Here is a 17044-nt window from a genome sequence, read left to right as displayed (position 1 = left end):
ACACACTTGATGTGGAAGAGGTGCGGCATCAGGCTGGTTTGCGCTGGAGACTGACGCGAACGAAAGGCGCACCATGACCGCGCATCAGGACGAGCGACTCGCCAACCCAGATGCCGCGATCCGCGCGGCTATTCGCCAGCCGGGCCTTCGGCTCAACCAGATCATCGAGACGTTGGTGAAGGGCTACGCCGACCGCCCCGCACTCGGCTGGCGCGCGCGATCACTGACGACGGATCGCGCCACCGGCCGCACCATCGCGCAGCTGGCGCCCAGCTTTGACACCATCAGCTACGGCGACCTGTGGGTCAACGTGCAGGCGATCGCGAGCGCCTGGCGAAGCGACCCGGTCAATCCGGCCAACCCCGGCGATTTCGTTGCCACTGTCGGGTTTGCCAGCGCCGACTACCTCACCCTCGATCTGGTTTGCGGATATCTCGGATTGGTGACGGTGCCGTTGCAGCACAACACCACCGCGTCGCGGTTGCAACCCATCGTTGCCGAGGTCGAACCGCAGATCCTTGCCACTGGCGCCGGATATCTCGATGTCGCCGTGGCAGCCGCGCTGGGCAGTACAGGGTTGCGCCGCCTCGTCGTCTTCGACTACCGGCCCGAAGTCGATGACCATCGAGAGGGCCTACAGCGCGCCAGGGCAACGCTGGCCGCCGCGGGCATGACGGTGACCATCGAGACGCTCGGCGAAGTCATCGAACGTGGTCGCGCGCTGGCGCCGGAGCCGATGTACACCGGCGAAACCGATGAGCGACTGGCGATGATCCTCTACACGTCCGGCAGCACCGGATTGCCCAAGGGCGCAATGTATTCCGAGCAGATGGTGGCCAAGATCTGGACCACCCAGTTCATGGCGGACGAAGACGTGCCCGTCGTCAACGTCAACTTCATGCCGCTCAATCATCTCGGCGGGCGCATCCCGCTGTCATCGGCGTTCCAGGCCGGCGGCACCAGCTATTTTGTGCCGGAAAGCGATCTGTCCACATTGTTCGAGGACTGGAACCTGGTGCGGCCCACCGAGATGGGACTGGTTCCTCGGGTGGCCGAGATGCTGTACCAGCGCTACCAAAGCGCTGTCGACCGGCTGGTCACCCAAGGCGCCGAAGTTGCCGAAGCCGAATCGGAGGCACGAGCGGAGTTGCGCGACCGGGTGCTCGGGGGGCGAGTGCTGACCAGCTTCTGCGGCACCGCGCCGTTGGCCGCCGAAATGAAAAGCTTCATCGAGTCGTGCCTGGACGTGCATGTGATGGACGGCTACGGCCTGACCGAGGTCGGCGCGGTGACCAAAGACGGCGTGGTGAGCCGGCCCCCGGTAGTCGACTACAAGCTTGTCGATGTTCCCGAGCTGGGTTATTTCCATACCGACAAGCCTCATCCGCGCGGTGAGCTGCTGGTGAAGTCGCTGACGTCGATGGCCGGTTACTACAAGCGTCCCGACGTCACCGCCCAGGCTTTCGACGCCGACGGCTACTACCGCACCGGCGACGTGATGGCCGAGATCGGGCCGGATCGGCTCGTCTACGTCGACCGGCGAAACAACGTGTTGAAGTTAGCCCAGGGCGAGTTCGTCGCCGTCGCGCAATTGGAAGCGGTTTTCTCCAGCGCGGCTTTGGTACGGCAGATCTTCGTATACGGCAACAGCGAACGCCCCTATCTGCTGGCGGTCGTGGTGCCGACGGTCGATGCGCTGGACAGGTTCGCCGAGAATCCCACCGGCCTCAAGGCTGCCTTGAGTGAATCCCTGCGTCAGACAGCACAACTCGCGCAGTTGCAGTCTTATGAGCTGCCGATCGATTTCCTGATCGAAACCGAACCCTTCAGTTCCGAGAATGGGCTGCTGTCCGGGGTTGGCAAGCTGCTGCGGCCAAAGTTGAAGGGACACTACGGCGAACGACTCGAGCAACTTTATGCCGACCTTGCCGACACTCGGGTGGCCGAACTGCGCTCGCTGCGCGACGGCGCCGCGGATCGCCCGGTCATCGAGACGTTGGCGAAGGCCGCAGCGGCGCTGTTGGGTTTGGCCGGTGGCCCGCCGGAACCCGACACGCAATTCATCGAACTCGGCGGCGACTCCCTTTCGGCGTTGACCTTCTCCAACCTGTTGCAGGACCTCTTCGATGTGGAAGTCCCGGTGGGACTGATCATCGGCCCGACGACCGACCTGGAGCAGCTGGCCGAATACGTTGAGTCCGAACGTCATTCCGGTAGCCAGCGGCCGACCTTCGCGGCCGTGCACGGCCGGGGCGCTACCGAGGTGCACGCCGAAGACCTGAGCCTGGACAAGTTCATCGACAACAAGACACTCACCGAAGCCCCGGCGCTGCCGCGGGCAACCGGTAGCCCGCAGACGGTGCTGCTGACCGGAGCCAACGGCTATCTCGGGCGCTTTCTGTGTCTGGAATGGCTGGCGCGGCTGGCCGAAACTGGTGGACGGCTCATCTGCCTGGTTCGCGGCACCGACGCCGAGGCGGCCTGGCGGCGATTGGAAGATGTCTTCCGCAGCGGCGATGCCCAGCTATTGAAGCGTTTCCAGGAGTTGGCCGCCGATCACCTGGAGGTCATCGCCGGTGATATCGGCGAGCCGAATCTCGGTCTGGACCAACAGGATTGGGACAGACTGACCGACGTCGTCGACGTGATCGTGCACCCGGCCGCGCTGGTCAATCACGTCTTGCCCTACGACCAGTTGTTCGGTCCGAACGTGGTGGGCACCGCCGAACTGATCCGCCTTGCGATTACCAACCGCATCAAGCCGGTCACCTATTTGTCGACCGTGGCGGTGGCGATGTCCATCAATCCGGACAGGTTCGAAGAGGACGGCGACATCCGGGCGATCAGCGCGATCCGCCACGTGGACGACGGCTACGCAAACGGTTACGCGAACAGCAAGTGGGCCGGTGAGGTGCTGCTGCGCGAGGCACATGACCTCTGCGGACTACCCGTCGCGGTGTTTCGTTCGGACATGATCCTGGCGCACAGCCGCTACGCGGGACAGCTGAACGTGCCAGACATGTTCAGCCGCTTGATGATCAGCCTATTGGTGACGGGGATCGCGCCCTGGTCGTTCTATACGCCCGACCCGCAGGGCAACCGGGCGCGGGCCCACTACGACGGCCTGCCCGCCGATTTCGTGGCCGAGGCGGTCACCACGCTGGGTGCGCAAACGGCCGTCGGGCCAGGTCCGAGTTTCCGGTCCTTCGACGTAATGAACCCCCACGACGACGGCGTGTCCCTGGATGTGTTCGTGGACTGGCTGATCGAGTCCGGCCACGACATCCGCCGCATCGACGATCACGACGATTGGCTCGGCCGGTTCGAAACCGCGCTGCGCGCGTTGCCGGACCAGCAGCGTCAGCATTCGGTGCTGCCGCTACTCGAGGCCTACCGCAAGCCAGAGCAGCCGTTGCTCGGTGCGCCCGCCCCCACCGAGGTGTTCCGGGCCGCCGTGCGGAACGCCAAAATCGGCGCCGACAAAGACATTCCGCACCTTACCGCGGCGCTGATCGACAAGTACGTCGCTGACCTGCGGTTGCTCGGGCTGATTTGAGCGCCTACTGGCCGGTGACGAGGCCGGCCAAATCGGCGCCGGCAGCCAGGCTTTGATCGACGGCGCCCACCAAGCCGCCGATCTCACCGCCGTTGAAGGATTGGGCTGAACTTCCCGTCAGCAGGCTCGCGGTGAAGTTGGCGGGGGCCGGGGCTCCCACGATCGTATTGACTGCTTGCTCCCCGGTGCCGATCAACAGGTTGCCGACGTTGTAGCTGCGGTTGATTACGCCGTTGAGCGCACTGTCGGTGCCGAAGACGCTGTGTTCCAAAGCGACTTCGTTGGTGAGCAGGTTGTGGTTGAAGTTCAGCTCGTTGTTGACGAGTTGAGTATTGAACCCGATCTGTGCCGATTCGAGTTGCTGGAAGAAACCGTTCGGCGAGGTTGCCGCCGCGGCATTGGTCATAGCGGCCGCCGCCGGCGACGTGTTGCCCAGGAAGAGGCCGGCCAGGTCGGTGGGAACCATCAGGCTCTGGTCGAAGGCCCCGACCAGACCGCCGATCTGGCCTCCGTTGAAGACCTGGGCCGAACTGCCCAGCAGCAGGCCGGCGGTGAAGTTGGCGGGGACTTGCACTCCCACGATCGTGTTGAGGGCCTGCTCGCCGGTGCCGATCAGCAGGTTACCGGCGTTGAAGCTGCGGTTGAGGGCCCCGTTGAGGGCACTGTCCGTGCCGAAGATGCTGCGCTCGAACGCCACCTCATTGGTCACCAGCGCCGAATTCAAGGCGAGTTCGTTCTTCACCAGGGCGGTGTTGAACCCGATGTGCATCTGCTCGAGCTGGTTCAGGGGTCCGGCCGGCGCCGCGGCCGCAGCATTCAGCGCGGCTTGCATCGGCGCGGCATTGGCCGCTTCGGCGCCGGCGTAGGCGTTCGCGCCGGCCGTCAGCGTCTGCACGATTTCGTCGTGAAACGCCGCAGCCTGCGCGCTCAGCGCCTGATACACCCGCCCGTGCGCGCCGAACATTGCCGCAATGGCCGAGGACACTTCGTCGGCGCCGGCCGGCAGCACCTCCGTTGTCATCGCAACTATCGACTGGTTGGCAGCGCTGATATTCGACCCGACCCCCGCCAGATCCGTCGCGGCTGCCGCCACCATTTCTGGGGCCGCTATTAAGTACGACATCTGTCACCTCCAGCAGCCACCCGACCGGCTCCGCCGCAGTGCTGTTTGCCTGGCCGGATCGGGCAGCTGTCCCGGTTTCAGAGCCTATCGTTGCGCAACCGCAAATATGACTGTTTGGCAAAGAAAATCCGGCGGATGCGCAGCGGCATGGGCACGGGGTTCAGGCCATGCCCGCCTCGACGAGTTTGACGACGACCAGGACGACGGCCAGCGCGAGATAGCCGCGCAGGGTGAACAGCCCCGCCCGCCGCACCGGCGACATCACCGGACGCTCCAGGGCAGTCAGATTCGGGGTGTGCCAGTGCGCCCGGTGCTGTTCGCGAGCAACGCGCGTCAAAGGCGGGGCGCTGTTGCCATACCGCCGACCGGCGACCACCACTGCCGCACCGCCGACCGCGCCGAGCACCGCGCCGGCGGCGAGCCCGATTTCAATGGTGACCGTCGACAGGTTCGGGAAGAAGGTCGTGGCCGTCAGCGCCAGCGAGAGCAGCACCAGCGACCACACGATGGTCCACGCAACGACGTTCTGCCGCAACGTGTTAGACCACGGCCCCATCACCGCGCGGTCGTTGCAGAGCAGGACCAGGAAGACGGTCGCCGACGGCAGCAGCACGCCGGCGAGCGCCTGGACGCCTTGGGTCACCAAGCCCAGGATGTGGTCGGGGCTAAACGCGACGGCGGCCGAAATGGCCAGCAGCGCAGCGTAACCGCCGTAGAACAACGGCGCCTCGCTGATCTTCCAGTGCAGCGAATGCCGCCTGCCCAGGGCGTCGCCGACGGCATAGGTGGTGGCCAGCCCGATGGCGTTCGCGCCGATCAACGATGCGTCCAGCAGCAGGATCGCGAACAGATCTCCCACCGCACCGCCGAGATGATTGGTCAGCCCCGTCGCCACGGCGCCCGCGTCGGTGAAGTTGCCCGCGTCGGTAGTGCCGGCCAGTCCGAATGCGGTGACGGCCATCAGGGCCGTCGCCCCGACCATGACGACGACTATCCCGATCACCAGATCGACTCGCGCATAAGGGATCCAGCGGGTGGTGATGCGCTTGTCCACCACATTGGACTGCTGGAAGAACAGCTGCCACGGCGCAACGGTGGTGCCCACGATCGCCACGATCAGCAGCAGCACGGTGGAGTTCAGGCCGCCCGGGAATTGCGGCATCAGCCCGCCGATGGTCGCCTTCCACGTCGGATGCACCAATAGGGTCATCGGGACGATCACCACGTTCACCGCGATGAGCAGGAACATCAGTCCCTCCCACCGGCGAAACGACCCGCCGGCCACCACGGCGAACAACAGCACCGCCGCGGCCGGGATCGCGATGACCTTGGGGCAGCCCAGAAACCCGAGTGCCATTGAGACGCCGATGAATTCGGTAACTATCGTCAATGCGTTGAGCAGCAGCAGATCACCGACGCTGAACGCGCCCCAGAACTTGCCGAACCGCTCGAAGATCAGCCGCGCGTGGCCAACCCGGGTGACCGCACCCAGCCGCAATACCATTTCCTGGTTCACGTATAACACCGGGATGAGCAACGTCAGCGTCCACAACAGGGTCATCCCGTAGTTCTGCCCAGCCTGCGCGTAGGTCGCGACGCCGCCGGCGTCGTTGTCGCCGACCATCACGATCAGGCCCGGACCGATGATCACCATCAAGGTGCGCAGGCGACGCCAGCGACCGCCGGTCGCACCCGTGTCGTCGCGGCGAATGCGTCCGAAAGCACCGACGATGTCGCCGGCGTGCGCCGAATCCAGCACCGGCTGCGGGCCTGCTGCGTGGGGGGCGTCGCGAAGTTCGGTGGAGATCAATGTCATCGGATTCTCGCTCTCTCGAACAAGTTTGGGCACAGCGGCGGGCGCGGGGCCGCGCCCGCCGCTGAGGTTGTCGGCGAGTACATCGCCGGTCGTTGCCGCCGGTGTCAGGCGGCGAGTACCGCGATCGGCATCAGCGTTACGTACTTGTCGGCCCGGTCCTGCGGGTCCACGTTGAGCGACGCACGCAACGCGTCACTCAGGCGCCGGCCGATGCGCAGCAGCGTGCGGCCGCCGCCGTTCGGCGCACCGGTCGCACCCGTCGCAGCGGTCGCACCGGTCACACCTTGTGGCGCAACGAAATTCATGGTCATTGTGGTCATGGTCTGCTCCTGTCAGAAGCCCGACCGGTTAACGCAATTCAGAACGCGACTACAGTGCCCTCGGGCAATTGCCGCGAGGCAGGCAGGACATATGCATGCGCGCAACGACAAACGCTCGAGGAGACTCAGGCAGCAGAAGGAATGCCGGAACCGGATCGGGGCAGGTTGGATTTTGGATACGGACTATCGCCTGGGATGTCGTTCAACTCGCCCTCACCTCCTTCCGGCCGGGACACACGCGGGTGTCGTCACAGTCACCTGCACGAAAGGGGGGACGAACGGACGGCGGTCAACCGCCGAACACCCCTCTCGTCGGAGCTTTGGCACTGCACGGCGTATCCGGTGTTTCATCCGGAAGCCACTTGGGCTCAACCCTTAGGCCGGGAAGAGCTGTCCTGACCCGGGGCGTCTCTCGACGTTCGGGGTCAGTGGCCTGTGTCCATGCAGACGCCTCACCTACCGAGGTGTTTGCGGGTTCCATGTTTACACCGGCATATGGCGCTCGTCAAACGCGTTACGTCACACTCTTGGTATGGCCACTACCTTGCAGGATCCCAAAGTCGCGACCGCACTCGACCGGATGTATGCGGAGACCAAGAGCCAGATGTCGCAGCTGCGCGAGCGACACGACGAGCTGCAACAGGTGCTGACGTCGGCAAACTCGCAGGAACGCGCCGACGCGATGAGCGAGTTCTACATCCCGGTGACTCCCGAAGCCGGTCAACTGCTGTATGCGCTGGTGCGGTCCACCCGCCCGACTACGGTCGTGGAGTTCGGGATGTCGTTCGGCATTTCGGCGTTACATCTGGCCGCGGCCGTGCGCGACAACGGCGTGGGCCGAGTGGTGACCACCGAACTGAGCACCGCCAAGATTGCCGCCGCCCGGCAGACGTTCGGTGAAACCGGTCTGGACGACGTGGTCACCATCTTGGAAGGAGATGCGCTGAACACGTTGGCGAACCTGGACGGACCCATCGGTTTCGCCCTGCTCGACGGCTGGAAGGAACTGTATCTACCGGTGATCAAGCTGCTGCAGCCGCGATTGTCCCCTGGCGCGTTGGTGATTGCCGACAACACCGAATCCGCCGACGCTCAGCCTTACCTCGACTACGTGCGCGATCCCGACAACGGCTATGTGAGCTATAACTTTCCCGCCCGGCGCAGCGACAGCATGGAATTGAGCTGCTGGACCGGTAATTGACTACCTGACCGACTCTTCCAGCCACGGCAGTAGCCACTTCACGCCTTCGGGCGTGAGGTGGACGCCGTCGCTGCGCACCTTGATGCCGTCGACCTTGGCGGTGTAAACGCCGTCCGGGCATAGCTTTTTGTTCAGGTCGACGATTCCGACGTTGGGGTGCTCGCCAATGGCGTTGCGCAGCATGGTATTCCACTGGTTGACCCGATCGGGCTGATCCTCGGGATACAGGCGACCGTCCGGCTTCTCGCCGCCGCGACTGTAGGGCACGGTGGCCACCAGCACCCGAACCCCGGTGGAGCCGACGATGTTCAGCGCCCGGTGCAGCTCGAAGTTGAGGTATGAATCGAAGGTCGGGTCGCCGATGTGGGTCCACTTGCCCTCGTTGACCCGGTCCACCGTCTCCCAGCGGCCGATGACCAGCAGCGCGACGTCGGGCCGGTCCTGTCCGATCTGGGTCGACCAGCGGCCCGGCCAGGTGTCGCACTCCGCCCGCTGCTCCAGGGTTTGGCCGATGTAGCGATACGGGGTGCCGCGTACCAGACTGCAGCCGATGACGGTGTGGTCGATGAACCTGAATCCGGGAGTCGGTGGAAGGTAGTGCATCATCGTCCACCCGATCGAATCACCGAACACCGAAACGGTGAACGGCTGATTAGGATCGCGCGGCCCCGGCGCGGGCCCTTGCGGCCCCGGCGGTGACGGGGACACCGCGGCCACCGCCGAAACGCCGGGCGGCAGGCCCATCTCGCGCAACTCTGGTCCAGTTGCGACGGGGACGACCAGCATCGTCGCCGCCGCGGCTGTCGCCACCGTCGCCGCCGACAGCGGCAACAGCGGCACCCGTTCCGGCTTCCAGCGGCGGATGGGTTGTTCGATCAGCCACCACGACACGAACGCGACCACCACCGTGGCCGCACACCGGGCACCGAACAATGCCAGCCCCGACCATCCGGTGCGTTCGCCGTTGAGCGCCAGAAATATCGGCCAGTGCCAGAGGTAGACGCCGTAGGAGATGGTGCCCAGCCACACCAGCGGGCGCCAGGACAAGACTCGGGCCACCACCCCGCGCTGTTCCAGCGCGACCGGGGCGACGACGAGGACCGCGGCAATGGCCACCGCGATCAGCAGTCCATGGCGGAATTCGGTGGAGTTGCCCGTTGCGAAGTGGGTGATCGCCGCCAGCGCGGCCAGACCCACGACCGGCAGCAGGCGCGCGATCCGCCTTCCCCAACGGGTACGGATCAGACACCACCCGCGATTCAGCGATGGCCAATCCCGTACCAGCAGAGCCGATGCCGCGGCGCCCACCAGCAACGCCTGGGCCCGGGTGTCGGTGCCGAAATAGATTCGGTCCCGGGTTGTGTCGGAGGTGAACACGATGGCGGCGGCCGCCGACGCCAGCGCGCCCAGAGTGGCGATGATGAAGGCGGCGAACCGGACATGTCCGACGGTGATCTTGCCGAAGTAGCGCTTGGCCCGGGCCGCCAGCAACAGCGTCACCGCGATCAGCAGCAGCGGCCAGACGAAGTAGTACTGCTCCTCGACCCCCAGCGACCAGGTGTGCTGCAGCGGCGAGGGTGGGGCGCCCTGGGTGAAGTAGTCGGTTTTCTGAGCCACGAACCGCCAGTTGGCCAGCCATACGAAGGCGGCAATCGCGTCGCTTCGCAGACCGGTAAGCGATTGGTAGGGCAGCAGTTCGCGCGCCGCGGCCACGGTGAGGACCATCAGCATCAGGGCCGGCAGCAGCCGCCGGGCGCGGCGAATCCAGAATCCGGTCAGGTCGATTCGGCCGCTGCGTCCCAGCTCGTCGAGCAACAGCGAGGTGATGAGGAATCCACTGAGCACGAAGAAGACGTCGACGCCGATGAAGCCGCCGCTCACGCCGGGGATGCCGCCGTGGCCGACGAGAACGAGCGCGACGGCGATCGCACGAAGGCCGTCCAGCGCCGGAATGCCGTTGCGCCGCTCGGGCTTGTCCCAGATCGCGAGCCGGCCGACGCGGCGCACCGGGGCCACCCATCGGCGGCGAGCAGAACGCGCCGGTGCGGAGTCCTTCCCGCCCGGCTCAGCGCTCGCTGTTAGCGCGCCCCGACCATCTTGTCGCCCGGCGCCGTAGTTGCTGCCGATACGTCGCTGCCCCTCCTCGTGATCCCAGCAAGCTTAGGGGCGAGGGTGGGCGATCCCGCGCAGACACGCTAAGGCTCGCAACAAGTTTGCAGATTTCGGCGTGTCATTCCCGGTGCTCGAGCAGGGCTCCGGTGAGCGGGTGGGTGAGCGCGTGGGTGATGAAGTCGCCGTACCGGGCCGCAGACCAATCCCGTCCGAGCACCAGGAGCTGGTATAGCTCTGGCGCGTGGTAGGTCCAAAGCACGTCGCGCGCCACGGTGGCGCTGACCCGAAGCTGTCCGGTTTCGGCCAGATCGGCGGCGAACAGCTGCATCGCGGTACGGGCTTCCTCCCGGGTCGTGAAGGTCTTGTACACCGTTTCCACACGAAGCGCTACGCCAACAGCCGTTTCGGCATCGCGCAGCCGAGCTATTTGATCTGACGATGAGCGGCGGCCGTGTTCAGTCCGAGTTCTTCCAGGACTTCCGCGGTGTGCGCGCCCAGCTCCGGGGCGGGACCCCGGACTCGGCCCGGTGTCCGGGAAAACCAGGTCGGCACGCCGGGGAAGCGCACCGGTCCATTGCGGGTGTCCACGGTCTCGAAGAAGCCGACCTCGTTGAGGTGCTGATCGTCGAATAACGCCGCGGGACTGGACAATGCGGAGGCGGGGATCTGCAGCTCGCGAAACAGGGCGAGCCATTCCGCGGTGCTGCGTTGCGCCAGCGTCTCGGAGAGCAACGCGTATACCTCGTCGATCTGGCGCGCCCGGTCCTCGAGCTTGACGTACAGATCGCTGGCCCACGGCGGTTTCACCGCGCCGATGAACGCCGCCCAATGTCTGTCGTTGTAGATCAGCGCGGCGATGTAGCCGTCGCTGGTGCGGTACGGGCGCCGGTTGGGGGCCACCGTGCGCGGATAGACCGCGGGACCAAGGGGTGGATCGAACATGGCGCCGTTGGCGTGTTCGACCAGCATGAACGACGCCACCGCTTCGAACATGCCGATTTCCACCTCCTGACCTTCACCGGTGCGTTCGCGGTGGTACAGCGCCATCATCGTGGCGTATAGCGCGGTCAGGCCGGCCACCTTGTCGGCCACTATCGTCCCGACGTAACTGGCCTCGCCGGTCAGTTGCTCTTGCACCGCCGGCAAGCCGCAGGCCGCCTGAATCGTGTCGTCATAGGCGGGCAGGTCGCGGTTGGGTCCCCGCCGTCCGTACCCATAGCAGTTGGTGTAGACGATGGCCGGGTTGATGGCGGCGACCGCGTCGTAGCCCAGTTGCAACCGGGCAATCGCCTTGGCCCGCATCGAGTGGATGAACACATCAGCCTGTTCGATCAGTGCGCGCAGGGCGTCGCGACCGGCATCGGACTTCAAATCCAGGGTGACGCCGCGCTTTCCGCGGTTGACGTTGACGAACACACCACTCATTCCGGGGGCCGGCCCGACCGAGACGTAGCGAGTGTCATCGCCTTGCGGGGGCTCTACCTTGATCACATCGGCACCCATGTCGGCCATGATCTGGGTGCAGTAAGGCCCCATCACCATCGCCGTCAGATCGACGACACGTACCCCGGCCAGCGGCCCGGCGCCAGACCCGCCACTAGACATGATGCGCGCTCTCCCGGCTTGCCCAGGCCGCCGACTCAAAGCTGTAGCGGATGTGGTCGGCATGTCCGTTCGGGACGACGGGAAACACGAGTGGCGCAGCGAGATCGCGAATGGCGTAGAGCTGCTCGGCGACATCCTCGATCGACCACGATAGCCGTTGCACCCCAGGGGCTTCCGCGATCACCGCACGGGCGACCCGGCCCGCGATGGCGATCAGCATCTCGCCGTTGACCGGGCAGGATTCGTGCGCCAGCAGCCCCACCACCGGCGCCACCAAGTCGGTACCCATCGGCGGATACGCCGAAATATCCAGGCCGTCAGCCATTCTCGTGACGGCCGAGGGAACGATGACGTTACAGAGCACGCCTTCGGCGGCCCCTTCCAGGGCGGCAACGTTGGCCAGGCCGACCAGACCGGCCTTGGCCGCAGCATAATTCGCCACACCGTGGTTGCCGTACAGACCGCCGATGGACGAGGTCAACACGATGCGGCCGTATCCCGCGTCGCACATGAGCGGAAAGGCGGGGCGCACCACGTGAAAGGCGCCGCGCAGATGCACATCGATGACGGCGTCGAAGTCTTCATAGCTCATCTGCTTCAGCGAGGCGCGGCGCACATTGCCCGCGTTGTGGATGAGGATGTCTATGCGCCCGAAGCGATCCAGCGCCGCCTGGATGATCGCCTGTCCGCCGGCAGCGGTGGCCACCGATTCGACCGAGGCGATCGCCTGCCCGCCGGCCGCCGCGATTTCGGACGCCACCTGGTGCGCCGGTGTCGCGTCCGCACCGGCGCCGGTCAGGCTGCCCCCGGTGTCGTTGACCACCACCCTGGCGCCCCGTGCGGCCAGCATCAGGGCATACACGCGACCCAGGCCGCGTCCGGCACCGGTCACCACGGCGACCCGGTTGTCGAATCTCAGTTCAGCCATCACGAGTCCAGCACGAGCCCGTCGAGGTCGCCCTTGTCGCGCCACTCGGCCAGCAGGTCGCCGAAAGCATAGAAGCCCGGTCCGTACGGTTCGCCGAGATGGGACCGGATGCCTTCGCCTTCGGCCGCCCCCTGGCCGCCGCCCTCGTTGTTGTAATAGCCCGGGGTGCACTCCAGATCGAACTGGCTGTTGTCAATCGCTGTCTCCCGGATGGTTGTGCACCACTGGTCCTGTGCCTCCTGGCTCGGTTCCACGGTTGTGGCACCGCGCCCCAGTGCTGTTGCGATTATGTACGCGATGTGTTCGCCCTGCAGCTCGTAGTTGGCGGCGATGTTCGCCGAGATGCCCACCTGGGTGAACCCGGTGAAGAACTGGTTGGGAAATCCGCGGCTGGTCATCCCGTGCAGTGTCCGGTATCCGTTGTGCCAGTGGTCGAAGAGCGACAGCCCGCCGCGGCCTGCTATCGCCTCGATGGAATACCGGCGGCTGAGTTCCGTGGTGATCTCAAAGCCGCTGGCATAGATGATGCAGTCGACCTCGTACTCAATTCCGTTGGCCGCCAAGCCCTTTTCGGTCGCGCACTGCACGCCCTTCGTCGCGGAAACATCCACCAGCGTCACGTTGGGCCGGTTGAAGGTCTGCAGGTACTCGTCGTTGGTGCAGGGTCTCTTGCACAGGAATCGATAGTAGGGCTTCAGCGCTTCGGCGGTATCGGGGTCGTCGACGAGGTCGGCGACGCGGCGCCGCAATCGCTCCATGACCTTGTAGTCTTCCTCCTCACGGATGTCCATGAACTGCTGCGGCGTCATCGCCGCCGGGTCTTGGACGCTGAGCACCCGGGCGGCGGTGTTGCGGCCGAGCTCGGTCCAGAAGTCGCATACATAGTCGGGCTGCCCCAGCGCCATTCCCTCGAACGTCCAGGCGTGGAAGTTGCGTTGGCGCTCCTTCTGCCAGCCGGGCCGCAGCGACTTCACCCAGTCCGGGTCGGTAGGGGTGTTGTTGCGCGGGCCTACCGAAGACGGCGTGCGTTGAAAGACGTACAGCTGCTTGGCATACCGCCCTAGAAACGGGACGATCTGAACGGCGGTCGCCCCAGTGCCCACCACGGCGACGCGTTTGTCGGCGAGCTTGTCCAGCCCGCCGCTGCTATCTCCTCCGGTGTAGTCGTAATCCCAGCGCGACGAGTGGAAGCTGTGCCCTTTGTAGTTCTGGATCCCGGGAATGCCGGGCAGCTTCGGCCGGTGGAAGGGGCCCGACGCCATGACCACGAACCGGGCCCGGATGTCGTCGTCGCGATTGGTGCTGATCCGCCACCGGTTGATCTCCTCGTCCCAGTGCAACGCCCGCACCTGGGTGGAGAAGATCGCGGAATCGTAGAGACCGAAATGCTTTCCGATGCGCCGGCAGTGCTCGTAGATCTCGGTGCCGTCGGCGAACTTCTTGCTGGGCATGAAGTTGAGTTCTTCGAGAAGCGGTATGTAGCAGTATGATTCGTTGTCACACTGCAGGCCGGGATAGCGGTTCCAGTACCAGACGCCACCGAAGTCCCCGCCCAGCTCGATGATGCGGACGTCGTCGACGCCGGCCTTCTTGAGATGCGCGCCGCACAACAGTCCGCCGAAGCCCCCGCCCAGCACGACGACGTCGACGTCGTCGGAGATCGGGTCGCGGACCAGCGGCGGTGAGTGCGGGTCGGTCTCGTAATAGCCCGCGAAGTCGTCGACGAGTTCGATGTACTGCTTGGAACCCTCTGACCGAAGCCGCTTTTCGCGCTCCTGCCGGTACTTTTCGCGCAGCGCTTCGAGGTCTATGTCGTCCGGAGTCTGCGTCGGCGGACAATCAGGACTGCCCGTCATGCCAGCGCGTTTTCCGGCAACGCCGCGGGGTGCAGTGGTGCCGACATTTTCTGGACGGCGGGCAGCACCTCCTTGGCGAACAGCTGGGTGCTCGCCATCGCGTCCTCGTACGGCATGGTGCCGAACTGCGGGACGATCGTCAGCTCGCAGAACGAGCACGCTTCCTGGGCCGCCGTGATCCGGTTGAAGATCTCCTCCGGCGTTCCGATCAGCAGGTTGGACGCGTGATAGCCCGGCGTCTTTGACGGTCCTTTGGTGTCGCCCGTCACCGATGAGGCCAGCACCGCCGTCGCGGTGGCCTCGCGGGCGGCATAGGCTTCATAACCCTTGACGCCCTTGAAGTTCGACGCGTCGGCAAATCCGTAGTGCACCGTCACGTCCCGGTTGGCGGTCCAGATCCACTCCTCGGACCTACCGGGGTCACCGGTGGTGCAGTACATGAACATGACGTTCTTCGGCTGACAGGGCGGCAGGCGTTCCTCCTTGCGGAAGGTGTTCACCTTCTGCACTTCTCGTCCGGCGTCCTCGATCGGCTTGTTGCCCACGAAGAGTGGCACCAAGCCGCGGCGCGCCAGGATCTCCAGTGACTCGGCGGTCGACGAGGAGCTGTAGATGCGCGAAAACAGGTCCTTGCTCTGGGGTTCCGGGCGAAGCGACATCTCGGGAACCGTGAAGATCTCGCCCTCGTAGGCGAACCGTTCTCCGGACAACGCCAGCTGCAGGATGTCCAGGGTTTCGTTGAACCGCTGCCGGCTTTCCTCGCGCGGTACGCCGACGGCGTCGAATTCGCCCTTCGATACGCCACGCCCGATGCCGATCGTCGTGTAGCGGCCATTCGACAGGATGTCGAGGTAGGCGATCTGGTGCGCTAGCCGGACGGGATGCCACCACGGCGCGACGACCACGAAGGTACCCAGGCTGACGCGCTCGGTCCGGCCGGCGAAATAGCTCAGCGCCTGAATCGGATTGGGCGTCATGCCATACGGGGTACCGCAGTGCTCGGGCATCCAGATGCCGTCGAATCCGAGCGGTTCGGCCAGATCGGCGATCGCGAGCGTGGCCTGCACGCACTCCCAGTCGGGGGTGGCGGGCGGCTGGCTGAAATCCCCGGCCAGCACGCGGTCCCAGTCGTGGGAATTGTGTGCTCCGAACCCAAGGTTGACCTTCATCGTTCTAACTCCGTTGCTAGTTGGCGGGGCGCCCCGGTCCCCATGTACTTGGCGAGGTTGCGGTGCAGGTTGGCGGTGCTGCGTTCCATGTAGGGGTTGGGTTTGGGACCCGGAAAGCCGAGTGACTTCATGCCCTGCTGAACGGCGGCCATGTTGGAGAAGTCCTGCGGCAGCACGCTGCGCCAGTTTGGGTCGTCGGGCGGCGCGTACTCCCATTCGGTTTGCGGCTCTTCACCTTTCGGGTACAGCTCGTAGCAGGCGGCTTCGAAGATGCACCGGTCGGGGTCGTAGCCGTGCGGGCGGGCGCTGTAGCACAGCGCGGTGGTCAGGCCCTGACCGATCTGGAAGTTGGGGAAGATCTGCCACGCGGTACCGCTGTTGGCCAGATGTTCGGGATCGATCGTGGGCCACACGACGCCGCGGGCGGCGTCGTCGCGGCGCGCCGACGTCAGCCAGTGTTCGAGCACCTTGTCGGCGGGCGCGTCTTCGGGAAGTTCGTCGACCAGTCGGCGCGCCGCTTCCACCAGGGTCCCGGTGGTGGTTGCGTTGGTTTCCTCCAGCGTGTAGAGCTGCATTTCGGCGGTCGAGACCCGAGGGTCGGCGCCGGTGCCCAACCGGATCTTGGACTTGGTCTCTGCGAGGTCCTTGGGCGCGTCGTAGCCGATGTTGCTGTGTTTCCCGTGCGCGTGCGCCCAGCCCCGAAAGTTGCCGAACTGGTTGAACTGCGGATGCGTGGTCGCGACGTGGTAGGTCTCGTTGAAGGCCTCCATCGCGACCTTCCAATTGCACTGGAAATGCAGCCACTTTCGCCATTTGCACCGCATGTCCTGTAGCCGGAAGGGGTCCAGCATGGTGGCGGCGGGCTCGAGGTAGTCGCGCAACGGTTCGGCGGCGGGATCCATGTTGATCCATATCCAGCCGCCCCAGGTATCCACCTGCACCGGTGCCAGATGGGTGTTCTCCGGCGTCAGCGCGCCTTGCCAGTCGGGCTGTTCGGGAATGTGAATGCAGGCGCCGTACTGGTCGTAGGTCCAGCCGTGAAACCCGCACACGAACGACTTCTTGTGTCCGCAAGCGCTTTTGGCCCCGTCCGGAACATCCACCAGCCGTCGGCCTCGATGCATGCAGACATTGTGGTGGGCCGTGAACGCGTCGTCGGCGGTGCGCACCACCACGATCGAGTCGTCGAGAATGTCGTAGGTGAGGTAGCTGCCTACCTTGGGCAGATCTTCGACGCGCCCCACCTGCTGCCACACCTTGCGCCACAGCTTGTCTCGTTCGGCGCGGGCGTAATCCTCGGAGAGGTAGGCCTCGACTCCGATGGTGACCGGAGCGGTCAGCTCGTCAGCTGCTTCCAT

At 65.2% G+C, this 17044-nt stretch carries 12 protein-coding genes and 1 riboswitch; of the genes, 2 read left to right on the top strand and 10 right to left on the bottom strand.

Annotated features, from left to right (window positions below; translation table 11 throughout):
* Nucleotides 1-73: 73 nt before the first annotated feature.
* Nucleotides 74-3556 carry a carboxylic acid reductase gene (gene car / locus BST12_RS13645; RefSeq protein ID WP_083113661.1) on the top strand — a complete coding sequence of 1161 codons (3483 nt, stop codon included), beginning with the start codon at nt 74-76 and terminating at the stop codon, nt 3554-3556.
* A gap of 4 nt (nt 3557-3560) precedes the next feature.
* Here the strand turns inward: car and BST12_RS34255 are convergent, their stop codons facing one another.
* The 3 genes from BST12_RS34255 to BST12_RS13630 form a co-directional block, all read right to left on the bottom strand.
* Nucleotides 3561-4679 carry a PE family protein gene (locus BST12_RS34255; RefSeq protein ID WP_083113660.1) on the bottom strand — a complete coding sequence of 373 codons (1119 nt, stop codon included), beginning with the start codon at nt 4677-4679 and terminating at the stop codon, nt 3561-3563.
* A gap of 160 nt (nt 4680-4839) precedes the next feature.
* Complete coding sequence (locus tag BST12_RS13635) at nt 4840-6495, bottom strand: NRAMP family divalent metal transporter (RefSeq protein ID WP_083113659.1); 1656 nt, start codon at nt 6493-6495, stop codon at nt 4840-4842.
* Between the two features lie 104 nt (nt 6496-6599).
* Complete coding sequence (locus BST12_RS13630) at nt 6600-6815, bottom strand: hypothetical protein (protein WP_083113658.1); 216 nt, start codon at nt 6813-6815, stop codon at nt 6600-6602.
* 297 nt (nt 6816-7112) lie between these two features.
* A riboswitch (M-box (ykoK) riboswitch) is annotated at nt 7113-7286 on the bottom strand.
* Between the two features lie 61 nt (nt 7287-7347).
* Here BST12_RS13630 and BST12_RS13625 point away from each other — a divergent pair.
* Entirely contained in the window at nt 7348-8016 is a 669-nt protein-coding gene (locus BST12_RS13625) for an O-methyltransferase (protein ID WP_083113657.1), read from the top strand.
* On the opposite strand, the gene BST12_RS13620 is transcribed toward BST12_RS13625, so the two are convergent.
* The 7 genes from BST12_RS13620 to BST12_RS13590 all read right to left on the bottom strand — a co-directional run bounded on the left by BST12_RS13620 (nt 8017) and on the right by BST12_RS13590 (nt 17044).
* A complete protein-coding gene (locus tag BST12_RS13620; protein WP_083113707.1) occupies nt 8017-10023 on the bottom strand; it encodes an acyltransferase family protein in 2007 nt (668 codons plus the stop codon).
* 223 nt (nt 10024-10246) lie between these two features.
* A complete protein-coding gene (locus BST12_RS13615; protein WP_139801664.1) occupies nt 10247-10498 on the bottom strand; it encodes a hypothetical protein in 252 nt (83 codons plus the stop codon).
* 53 nt (nt 10499-10551) lie between these two features.
* Nucleotides 10552-11733 (bottom strand): CaiB/BaiF CoA transferase family protein, encoded by a 1182-nt coding sequence (locus tag BST12_RS13610; RefSeq protein WP_083113655.1) that lies wholly within the window; start codon nt 11731-11733, stop codon nt 10552-10554.
* Nucleotides 11726-12661, bottom strand: coding sequence for an SDR family NAD(P)-dependent oxidoreductase (locus BST12_RS13605; protein WP_083113654.1), 936 nt, complete (start codon nt 12659-12661; stop codon nt 11726-11728). The genes BST12_RS13610 and BST12_RS13605 overlap by 8 nt, the downstream gene beginning before the upstream one ends.
* Nucleotides 12661-14517, bottom strand: coding sequence for a flavin-containing monooxygenase (locus BST12_RS13600; RefSeq protein WP_083113653.1), 1857 nt, complete (start codon nt 14515-14517; stop codon nt 12661-12663). The genes BST12_RS13605 and BST12_RS13600 overlap by 1 nt, the downstream gene beginning before the upstream one ends.
* The gene (locus BST12_RS13595) at nt 14514-15686 is read right to left on the bottom strand and encodes an LLM class flavin-dependent oxidoreductase (protein ID WP_083113652.1); all 1173 of its coding nucleotides are present in this window, start codon (nt 15684-15686) and stop codon (nt 14514-14516) included. The genes BST12_RS13600 and BST12_RS13595 overlap by 4 nt, the downstream gene beginning before the upstream one ends.
* A complete protein-coding gene (locus BST12_RS13590; protein ID WP_083113651.1) occupies nt 15683-17044 on the bottom strand; it encodes an aromatic ring-hydroxylating oxygenase subunit alpha in 1362 nt (453 codons plus the stop codon). Before BST12_RS13590 ends, BST12_RS13595 begins: the two co-directional genes overlap by 4 nt.

The organism is Mycobacterium angelicum (assembly GCF_002086155.1).
GTDB lineage: Bacteria > Actinomycetota > Actinomycetes > Mycobacteriales > Mycobacteriaceae > Mycobacterium > Mycobacterium angelicum.
This window is presented reverse-complemented; position numbering and strand designations above follow the sequence as displayed.